The organism is Mesorhizobium sp. M1A.F.Ca.IN.020.03.2.1 (assembly GCF_004023205.1).
Lineage (GTDB): Bacteria > Pseudomonadota > Alphaproteobacteria > Rhizobiales > Rhizobiaceae > Mesorhizobium.
This window is the reverse complement of sequence record NZ_RZSV01000220.1, coordinates 1-9,030: the sequence shown is the minus strand read 5'-3', so window position 1 is coordinate 9,030 and position 9,030 is coordinate 1. Positions and strand designations below refer to the sequence as shown.

11 protein-coding genes are annotated in these 9,030 nt (G+C 64.4%); 3 read left to right on the top strand and 8 right to left on the bottom strand.

What is annotated here, in order from left to right:
* Positions 1–643, bottom strand: a 643-nt coding sequence (locus EOA79_RS25835; RefSeq protein WP_206639267.1) for an acyl-CoA dehydrogenase family protein, incomplete at its 3' end; no start/stop codon positions are given.
* 138 nt (positions 644–781) lie between these two features.
* On the opposite strand from EOA79_RS25835, the gene EOA79_RS25830 reads away from it, so the two are divergent.
* Positions 782–1,387, top strand: a complete 606-nt coding sequence (locus EOA79_RS25830; RefSeq protein ID WP_095825661.1) for a dimethylsulfonioproprionate lyase family protein — start codon at positions 782–784, stop codon at positions 1,385–1,387.
* Positions 1,387–2,862, top strand: coding sequence for a cobyric acid synthase (locus EOA79_RS25825; protein ID WP_095825660.1), 1,476 nt, complete (start codon positions 1,387–1,389; stop codon positions 2,860–2,862). The genes EOA79_RS25830 and EOA79_RS25825 overlap by 1 nt, the downstream gene beginning before the upstream one ends.
* Before the next feature lie 320 nt (positions 2,863–3,182).
* On the opposite strand, the gene EOA79_RS25820 is transcribed toward EOA79_RS25825, so the two are convergent.
* From EOA79_RS25820 to EOA79_RS25805, 4 genes are all read right to left on the bottom strand, one after another.
* Positions 3,183–3,560: a VOC family protein gene (locus EOA79_RS25820; RefSeq protein ID WP_095825659.1), complete on the bottom strand. Its 378-nt coding sequence runs from the start codon at positions 3,558–3,560 to the stop codon at positions 3,183–3,185.
* An 86-nt stretch (positions 3,561–3,646) separates the two neighbouring features.
* A complete protein-coding gene (locus tag EOA79_RS25815; protein ID WP_095825658.1) occupies positions 3,647–4,480 on the bottom strand; it encodes a helix-turn-helix transcriptional regulator in 834 nt (277 codons plus the stop codon).
* Positions 4,481–4,571: 91 nt separating this feature from the next.
* A complete protein-coding gene (locus EOA79_RS25810) occupies positions 4,572–4,742 on the bottom strand; it encodes a hypothetical protein (protein ID WP_082954093.1) in 171 nt (56 codons plus the stop codon).
* Between the two features lie 52 nt (positions 4,743–4,794).
* The gene (locus EOA79_RS25805) at positions 4,795–5,580 is read right to left on the bottom strand and encodes a TSUP family transporter (protein WP_067329380.1); all 786 of its coding nucleotides are present in this window, start codon (positions 5,578–5,580) and stop codon (positions 4,795–4,797) included.
* Between the two features lie 112 nt (positions 5,581–5,692).
* On the opposite strand from EOA79_RS25805, the gene EOA79_RS25800 reads away from it, so the two are divergent.
* Positions 5,693–6,118 (top strand): TerB family tellurite resistance protein, encoded by a 426-nt coding sequence (locus tag EOA79_RS25800; RefSeq protein ID WP_066999766.1) that lies wholly within the window; start codon positions 5,693–5,695, stop codon positions 6,116–6,118.
* 15 nt (positions 6,119–6,133) lie between these two features.
* Here EOA79_RS25800 and EOA79_RS25795 read toward each other — a convergent pair whose 3' ends face one another.
* From EOA79_RS25795 to EOA79_RS25785, 3 genes are all read right to left on the bottom strand, one after another.
* Complete coding sequence (locus EOA79_RS25795; protein WP_095825656.1) at positions 6,134–7,756, bottom strand: dipeptide ABC transporter ATP-binding protein; 1,623 nt, start codon at positions 7,754–7,756, stop codon at positions 6,134–6,136.
* A complete protein-coding gene (locus tag EOA79_RS25790; RefSeq protein WP_095825655.1) occupies positions 7,753–8,622 on the bottom strand; it encodes an ABC transporter permease in 870 nt (289 codons plus the stop codon). The genes EOA79_RS25795 and EOA79_RS25790 overlap by 4 nt, the downstream gene beginning before the upstream one ends.
* Positions 8,619–9,030: ABC transporter permease (locus EOA79_RS25785; RefSeq protein WP_164893947.1), on the bottom strand; the 412-nt coding region annotated here is incomplete at its 5' end. The genes EOA79_RS25790 and EOA79_RS25785, both read right to left, overlap by 4 nt.

The following is a 9,030-nucleotide window of genomic DNA, read 5'->3' as shown; positions in this document are numbered from 1 at the left end:
ACTGCATATGCCAACCCATCTTGTGCTCATTGGCGCCGAAGGAGAGGCCGGGCGCATCCTTGGGCACCACCAGGGTCGAAATGCCTTTGGGCCCGTCGCCGCCGGTGCGCGCCATGACGACATAGACGTCGCTGTCGCCAGCGCCGGAGATGAACTGCTTGGCGCCGTTCAAGACATAGTCGCCGCCGCTCCTCACCGCTCTCGTCTTCAAGGCGGCGGCATCGGAGCCGGAGCCGGGCTCGGTCAGGCAATAGCTCGCCAGCCATTCCATGGAGGTCAGCTTCGGCAGGAAGCGCCGGCGTTGCTCGTCGCTGCCGAAGCGGTCGATCATTGATGCCGCCATGTTGTGGATGGAGATGAAGGAGGAGAAGGCCGGATCGGCATGCGCCAGCGCCTCGAAGATCAGCACCGCATCCAGCCGACCGAGCGCCGAGCCGCCGACATCGTCGCGGACATAGATGCCGCCCAGGCCGAGCGGTCCGGTCTCGCGGATCACGTCGGCCGGAAAGTGCTTTGCCCGGTCCCAGTCGAGCGCGTTCGGCGCGACCCGATCGGCCGCGAAGGCCTCAGCCATCTCCTTCATGGCGCGCTGTTGCTCGGTGAGTTCGAATTGGCCAGTGCCCGCATCGACTGCCGCGTCCATGGCGTGCTCCCTGTCGTTTCAGGCCTTGCGGCCTGTCGTTTTTGGCTTTGCGCAGCCATCAATCTAGACCAATGATGCCGCCGCGCAACCCAGCCCGCCGCGGACCGGCTGTGCATGGATTGATCAACGGAGTTTTGCGTGCCGACAATTTTCGATCAGCTGCTGGACAGGTTCCACTTCTATCTCGCCGGCATCGACAGCGATCTGGTTGCGGACGCCGTCGCGCGCATCGATTGGCACATGCCCTCTCGTTCGCGCGAACCACGTGCGCTTCGGTGCCTTCGCCATCTCGATCGGATTGCGGAGCTTGCGCCGCGGGACGCCGGGCCGCTGACGCGGTTCATCGCGGACCATCGCAATGAGCTGTGCTGGGGCCAGACTTATACCGCTGCCGATTTCGGACAGCTCTTCATCGACAATTACGGCTGGCTGGAGGTGTTCGGCACGCGGGGGCATTTCGCCAATGACGAGGTCGCGGGCGGCCTGCTGATCCTCGGGCCCGACAGTGTCTACCCAGACCACCACCACACCGCCGAGGAGATCTACATTCCGCTGACCGGCAGCACCGAGTGGCGCATGGGCGGGGCCGGCTTTCGGGTTCGAGCGGCGGGCGAAATCATCCACCATGCGTCCAACGTCAATCACGCCATGCGTACCGGCAAGGAGCCTCTGATGGCGCTCTATATCTGGCGAGGTGGACCGCTCGCGCAGAAATCGATCATCGGCGCGGAGGGCAGGGGCTGATGGTCAGGGCGATCATGCTGCAAGGCACCGGCTCGGATGTCGGCAAGACGGTGCTGGTGGCGGGGCTCTGCCGGGCAGCAAAAAAACGCGGACTGAAGGTCAGGCCGTTCAAGCCGCAGAACATGTCCAACAACGCCGCCGTCGCCGACATCCCCGGCAACAACAAGACCGGCGGCGGCGAGATCGGCCGCGGGCAGTGGCTGCAGGCGCTGGCCTGCGGGGTGAGGCCGACCGTGCACATGAACCCGGTGCTGCTCAAGCCGCAAAGCGACATCGGCTCGCAAGTGGTGGTGCAGGGCAAGGTTTTTGGCGAGGCGCGGGCGCGCGACTATCAGGCGATGAAGGCCAGGCTGATGGATGCGGTGCTCGATTCCTGGGCGAAGGTCGGCGAGGACGCCGACCTCGTCATCGTCGAGGGCGCCGGCTCGCCGGCCGAGATCAACCTTAGGAGCCGCGACATCGCCAATATGGGCTTTGCCACGCGTACCAACGTCCCGGTGGTGCTTATCGGCGACATCGACCGCGGCGGCGTCATTGCTTCCGTCGCCGGCACGCATCTGATCCTGCCGGAGGAAGACCGGCGCATGATCGCCGGCTATCTCATCAACAAGTTCCGCGGCGATGTCTCGCTGTTCGACGATGGGGTCAGCGCCATCGGCAAGTTTACCGGCTGGCGCTGTTTCGGCCTCGTGCCCTGGCTGAAGTCCGCGGCAAGGCTGCCGTCCGAAGATTCGGTTGTGCTCGAGCGACTTGCCTCGGGCGAAAGGCGGGCGCTGAAGGTGGCGGTGCCCATGCTGGCGCGGATCGCCAACTTCGACGATCTCGATCCGCTCAAGGCCGAGCCGCAGGTCGAGGTGGTGTTCGTGCCGCCGGGAAAGCCGCTCCCGGAAGATGCCGGGCTGGTGGTCATTCCGGGCTCGAAATCGACCATCGGCGATCTGATAAAATTCCGCGAGAATGGCTGGGATCGCGACCTTGCCGCGCACCGCAAACGCGGCGGCCATGTCGTCGGCATCTGCGGCGGATATCAGATGCTCGGCCGCAAGGTTCGCGACCCCGATGGCATCGAAGGCAGCGTCATCGAGACGGAGGGCCTTGGCCTGCTCGACATCGAGACGGTGATGGAACCGGAAAAGACGGTGCGCAACTCGAGCGCTCATTCGGTGCAATTCGGCCTGCCGCTCGAAGGCTACGAGATCCATCTCGGCCGCACCACCGGCCCGGACGCCGCGCGGCCTTCGGCGATCATCAACGGCCTCGAGGACGGCGCGGTCTCCGCCGATGGCAAGGTTATCGGTACCTATCTGCATGGGCTGTTTGCAGCGGACGCTTTTCGCGCGGCCTACCTTGCGAGCCTCGGGGTCAAGGATGGGGGCATCGACTATCGCGCCGAGGTCGAGAAGGCGCTGGACGAGGTCGCGGCCGAGCTGGAGAAGCATCTCGACTGCGATGCGATTTTCGGGCTGGCGCGGTAGGTCCTCCCCTCGATGCGCATACGCTTGCCATTAGCGAAAGCTTCCGCCGCATCGTCATCCACGGGCGGAGTAAGGATCGAAGCGACGCGGCGCAGACCCGAGGATCCATTCCGTGACGGTAAGGCGTTGCTACCGTGCAGAATTCTGCTCCTCTGCGCCCTTCGATCGAGGTCACGGAATGGATCCTCGGGTCTTCGCGTCCGCTTCGCTCCCGCTCCGCCCGTGGATGACGAGGTTCAGGCGTTTTCGCCAGCCGCAAATGCCGGCGCGGATAGCAACTACGCCTTCTCGCCCGCCTTCGGCCAGTAGGTGCCGAAGGATCAGACATTGCCTTCGGGGTCGAGGCAGATGAACTCGCGACTGCCATAGTCGCGGTCGACCAGTTCCTGGGTGATCCTGGCGCCGGCCTTTTTCGCCTTGGCATAGGCGGCATCGGCATCATCGACGGCGATGTAGATGGACTTGCCGCCGCCACCGCCGGGCTCGCCGACCATCTTGCCGTAGTCGTCGTCGCGCGCGGTGCCCAGCATGATCATCGAGGACCCAAAGGTCAGTTCCGCGTGGTGAACGATGTCGCCATCGCCATAACGGGCGCGCAGTTCGAAGCCGAAGGCCTCGCTGAGCCAGTCGATCATCCTAGCGGCGTTCCTGTATCGCAGGGCTGGATAGAGACGGGGTGCTTCGTTTGTTGCTGGCATGACAATATCCCTGTGCTGGTTGAATGGATGCCAGTCTGTGCGAAGGCGGTTTCCACGTCTTGAAGAAATGTTACCTCGCCTGAAGCTTAGATCCACGTGGCGAGCCCGGATGGCGTTTCGCCGGCAAGCTGACGGAATTCGCGCACCAGATGCGCCTGGTCGGCGTAGCCGCAATCGGCGGCAATGCCGGCCCAGTTGTCGTCCTGCCGCTTCGACAGCGACAGCGCGCGGTTGAAGCGCACGATGCGTGACAATGTCTTCGGGCCGATGCCGGTCGCGTCGGTGAATTTCGCCGCCAGATGCTTGCGGCTCCAGCCAATCTCGCTGGCGAGCGCCGAAATGCGGGTGCGGCCGCCCGATGCGATGACCGTCCGGTAGGCCCAGGCGATTTCGGGCGAAAGCGCATGCGCGTCCGCGAGTCGGCCTGCGATGAAACCCTCGGCAATGTCGAAGCGCTTGTCCCAATCCGACGCTTCGCCGAGCTGTTCGCGCAGCGCGATGCCATCAAAGCCCATCGCATCGTCCAACCCGACCATGCGGTCGCGCAACTCACTCATCGGCAGGCCGAAGAATTGCCTGGCGCCAAGCGGCGTGAAATTGACCTGGACACAGCAGGCGGCGCCGAAGGATTCGATCATGACCGGGCCGGCATAGAGACCGGCGGCGAAGCTGGCGTAGCGATCGTTGTCGCCCGGGCTGCGGCCGAGCCCGATGGCGAAGGCTTCGGCGAAGCTGATCACCAGGGGTACGGTCAGCGAGGCATATTCGACCATGCGGAAATGGCCGGGCAATATTTCCCGATAGCCGCAGATATCCGTGACGATGCCTGCGAGCGGGGCGGCGGGTTTGCGCCGCACCATCTCGGAATGGAGGGCGGGAGAGCGAGTATCCTCCCGATGGCGCTCCGTCTCGTCGGACATGCCGCAAGCCTAGCAGAACACGCTCGCAAAAATCAAAAGCGCCCGGCAGGGCCGGGCGCTCCGAGTTGCTCCACACTTTTCCTGGATTGCTTTAGGCGCCGCGCATCAGGCAGCCGCCGGCGAGCACGACATAGGCGATGAGCATGATCCACACCGACGCGAGAGGAATGAACGCAAGAAGGCCGAGAGCGGCGAGAAGGCCGATGGCGGCGATGACCAACGAAATAATGAACACGATCTGCGTGGGCGCACTAAGATTCATGTCTGGTCCCTCCAACATGATTCGCAACACCCGAATTCTACCAGCAGGACAGTCACACACCAATGAGTTGGCGTAGGGGATTGGCCGGGTCGGCAAGCAGCTTCACCGCCAGCGCTACACACACGATCACCAGCAGCGGCTTGATCAGTCTTGCGCCGATTTTGATGGCGAGGCCTGCGCCGAGGCGGGCGCCCAGAAACTGGGCGACACCCATCATCAGACCGATCTTCCAGTCGATGACGCCGACGGCGGCGAAGACGACGAAGCCGCCGATGTTGGAGGCGAAATTGAGCAGCTTGGTGTGCGCGGTCGCCTTGAGCAGACCATAGCCGGCAAGGCTGACGAAGGCGAGCATAAGGAACGAGCCCGTGCCTGGGCCGAACAGACCGTCGTACAAGCCGATGGCAGGCACAACCGTTAGGCCGAATAGGAGCGGTGACAGACGCTCTGCGCGGTCAACGTCGTTCATGTTGGGTTTGAACGCGAAGTATAGAGCGATCGCGATCAAGAGAACCGGCAAAAGGGCACGCAGGAAGTCGCCGGGCACGATCGTCGCCAGCAGGGCGCCGATGGCGCCGCCAACAAGGGCCAGCAGTGCGGAAGGCAATTGTCGGCGCAAATCGACCTGGCCGTTCGCGGCATAGTGGATCGTGGCCGAGCCGGACCCGAACATGCCCTGCAGCTTGTTGGTGCCGAGCGCTGCCACCGGAGAGAAGCCCGCCAGGAGCAGCGCCGGGATGGTGATCAGGCCGCCACCGCCGGCGATCGAGTCGACGAAGCCCGCCGCGAAAGCGGCAGCGGTGAGCATGAAGACAGTCTGCAAGGTAAGGTCGATCATCGGGCTGTGGGTCAAGGCGGGGGACGGCTGCTTCCATCATGCTTAGACAGTTTGCGCAAGACCGATTCCACGCTAACAATTTCAACGGAATCGCAAGGGGAGGCTTACGGCGATGGCGCTGCTCGACCAGATACGTTCGATCTTCGACGGCGACCCGGGCGTGCGCAAGGTAGCGGACGATCCGGTGCTGTCGGCCGAGCTTCTGATGCTGTTCCGGATGATCCTGGCCGACGGCGCGGTGTCGGAGAGCGAGATGGTCGCCTTCCGGCACATCTGCAAGGAAGCCTTCGGCATTCCCGAAGCCTCGATCGACAGCGTCGTCGAATATCTCAACGACTACGGCTACGAGACCAACGGCTCACAAGCGATCGCGCTGTTCCGCGACCTCGATGTCGAGCGGCGAAAGCTGCTTGCGCGCCACATGGCCGAGATCGCGAAGGCGGATTCCAAGCTTGCCGAGAGCGAGGTGAAGCTGCTGCGTCGCACGCTCGACTTGCTCGACATCAGCCCGGTGGATTTGGTCAAACCGGAGGGCTGAGCGCGGGCTCGCGGCTTACCCTTGTTCCTGCATGCGTCGCGCGATCGCACGGTGAAGGTCCGGCGCCGCCGCGACCAGCGCCTGCGCGGCTTCCGAGCGCGGGCTGTCGAGCACATCGGCCGTCCTGCCGCGCTCGACTATCTTGCCCTCATGCATGACCAGCACTTCGTCCGACATGGCGCGGGCAACCGTCAGGTCATGGGTGATGAACAGATAGGCGATGCCGAGCTTCTGGTTAAGCTCGGCGAAGAGGTCGAGGATCTGGGCGCGGATCGAGACATCCAGCGCCGAGACCGGCTCGTCGGCGACGACCAGTTTCGGGCGGGTGATGATGGCGCGGGCGATCGATAGGCGCTGGCGCTGGCCGCCCGAGAATTCATGCGGATATTTGTCCATGTCGCGCGGGCCGAGTCCGACCTCATGCAGCGCATGCGCGACCATCTCGCGCCGCTCGGCTTTCGACGGCTGGGTCTCGAGAAGATGCAACGGCTCGGCGACCAGCTTCTCGACCTTCTGGCGTGGATCGAAGGAGCCGTAAGGGTCCTGGAAGACAACCTGCATGTCGCGCCTGGCCGGCTTCAGCTCGGCCTCTGACTTGCCGGTGATGGTTTGGCCGCGAAAGCGGATTGAGCCCGCCGTCGACTTGTCCAATGCCAGGATCATGCGGGCGAGCGTGGATTTGCCACAGCCGGAACGGCCAACGAGGGCTACCGACTGGGCCGGCTCGATGGTTAGCGATACATCGTCGACGGCGTGGATTGGCTCTGCCGCTCGGAACAAGGATTTGCGCCGACCCGGATAGTCGCGGCTCAGGCCTTCGACTTCGAGCAGCGGCTTTGCCGAACCGGCAAGGTGTTTTTTGGGCCGCGCCGGCACATGCATGGAAGCCAGCGCCAGCTCGCGCGTGTAGGGGTGGTGTTGTGCCGACAGCGTGCGCGCGGTGTCGCCGGCTTCCATCACTTCGCCACCGCGCAGGATGGTCAGGCGGTCGGCCATCTCGGTCACTACCGCAAGGTCGTGCGAGATGAGCAGCAGGCCCATGCGGTTTTCGCTGACCAGATCGCGCAGCAGGTCGAGGATCTGCGCCTGCAGCACCACATCGAGCGCCGTGGTCGGCTCGTCGGCAATCAGCAATTTTGGCTTCAGCGCGCAGGCGATGGCGATGACGACGCGCTGGCGCTGCCCGCCGGAGAGCTCATGCGGGTAGCGCGACAGTGGGAACTTGGCTTCCGGCAGGCCGACACGGTCGAGCATTTTTCGCGCGCGATCCTCGGCCTCGGCGCGGCCCGCCCTGGTGTGCCAGCGAATGCCCTCGGCCACCTGCTCGCCGATGGTCTTGACTGGATTGAGCGCCGTCATCGGCTCCTGGAAAACCATGCCGATGTCGTCGCCGCGCAGCGCGCACATCTGGTCCTCGCTCGCTGCAAGGAGGTCGATGCCGTCGAAAGTGACGCGTCCGCTGGTTTGAGCTAGATGCGGCAGCAGGCTCATGATCGTCAGCGCCGTCATCGATTTCCCGGAACCGGATTCGCCGACCAGGCCGACCACCTCGCCAGGCGCAATCGCAAGCTCGACCTGCTTCAGGATCCGCGTTCCGCCGATGACAAGCGATAGGTTCTCGATCTGGAGCAGGCTCATCGCCGCCGCCGCGATTTCGGATCGAGGATGTCGGCGATGCCGTCGCCGAGCAGGTTGAGCCCAAGCACGGTCACGATGATCGCCATGCCGGGAAAGATTGCCATCCACGGCGCCGTCACCATCCGCGTCTGCGCGTCGAACAGCATGCGGCCCCAGCTCGGCATTGGCGGCTGCGCGCCCAGGCCCACATAGGAAAGCCCCGCTTCGGCGAGGATGCCCAGCGCAAACTGGATCGTGCCCTGTACCAGCAGCAGCGTCGCGATGTTGGGCAGGATGTGCTCGACAGAAATCTGCGTCATGCCCTTGCCGGCAGCGCGCGCGGCGAGGATGAATTCGCGCGGCCAGATCGCCAAGGCGCCGGCGCGGGCGACGCGCGCGAAGACCGGGATGTTGAAGATGCCAATGGCGATGATGGCGTTGACGGCGCCCGGCCCGAAGATGGCGGTGATCATGATCGCCGACAGTAGTGCCGGGAAGGCGAAGACGAGATCGTTGATGCGCATCAGCGCCTCGTCGGCAAGGCCGCCCCGCGCCGCCGCGAAGGCGCCGAGCGGCACGCCGATGCCCATGCCGATGCCGACCGCCACCAGCGCTACCGCGATCGAGTTGCGTGCGCCGACCATGATCATCGAAAGGATGTCGCGACCGAAATGGTCGGTGCCGAACCAATGCGTCCACGAGGGCGCCTGCGTCTTGTCTGCGATGACCAGCTTGGTGACGTCGTAGGGCGTCCATGCAAAGGAGAGCAGCGCAATCGCGGCCACCAGCAGCGTGATGGCGAAGCCGATCAGAAAAGAGCGGTTGCCGAAGGCTTTGGCCAGAACCCCGGCAAGCGTTTCCTCGGGCAGGTCGACGCGCATTATCATTGCCGGCCCCTGAGCCGCGGATCGACAACGGCGTAGGAGAAGTCGACCAGCAGATTGACGGCGATCACGGCGGCGACCAGCAGCATGACGACGCTCTCGACGACGATCAGGTCGCGCTGGGTGATGGCTTGGAAAACCAGCCGTCCAAGCCCCGGCAGATAGAAGACATTCTCGATGATGATGGTGCCGGCAAGCAGGAACGCGAATTGCAGGCCGATAATGGTGAGCACCGGGATCATGGCGTTGCGCAGCGCGTGGCGCCAGAGCACGGCGCGGTAGGGCAGGCCTTTGGCGCGGGCGGTGCGGATATAGTCTTCGTTGAGCACCTCGATCAGCGCCGAGCGGGCGACGCGCGCCAGGATCGCCGCCTGCGGCAGCGCCAGCGCCACCGCCGGCAGCAGCAGCGAT

Excerpts from the sequence above, each read along its gene's own strand:
- EOA79_RS25825 (WP_095825660.1), top strand. The coding sequence starts at position 1,387 with ATGGTCAGGGCGATCATGCTGCAAGGCACCGGCTCGGATGTCGGCAAG.
- EOA79_RS25800 (WP_066999766.1), top strand. The coding sequence starts at position 5,693 with ATGGCGCTGCTCGACCAGATACGTTCGATCTTCGACGGCGACCCGGGC.
- EOA79_RS25805 (WP_067329380.1), bottom strand. The coding sequence starts at position 5,580 with ATGATCGACCTTACCTTGCAGACTGTCTTCATGCTCACCGCTGCCGCT.
- EOA79_RS25815 (WP_095825658.1), bottom strand. The coding sequence starts at position 4,480 with ATGTCCGACGAGACGGAGCGCCATCGGGAGGATACTCGCTCTCCCGCC.
- EOA79_RS25820 (WP_095825659.1), bottom strand. The coding sequence starts at position 3,560 with ATGCCAGCAACAAACGAAGCACCCCGTCTCTATCCAGCCCTGCGATAC.
- EOA79_RS25795 (WP_095825656.1), bottom strand. The coding sequence starts at position 7,756 with ATGAGCCTGCTCCAGATCGAGAACCTATCGCTTGTCATCGGCGGAACG.
- EOA79_RS25810 (WP_082954093.1), bottom strand. The coding sequence starts at position 4,742 with ATGAATCTTAGTGCGCCCACGCAGATCGTGTTCATTATTTCGTTGGTC.
- EOA79_RS25790 (WP_095825655.1), bottom strand. The coding sequence starts at position 8,622 with ATGATAATGCGCGTCGACCTGCCCGAGGAAACGCTTGCCGGGGTTCTG.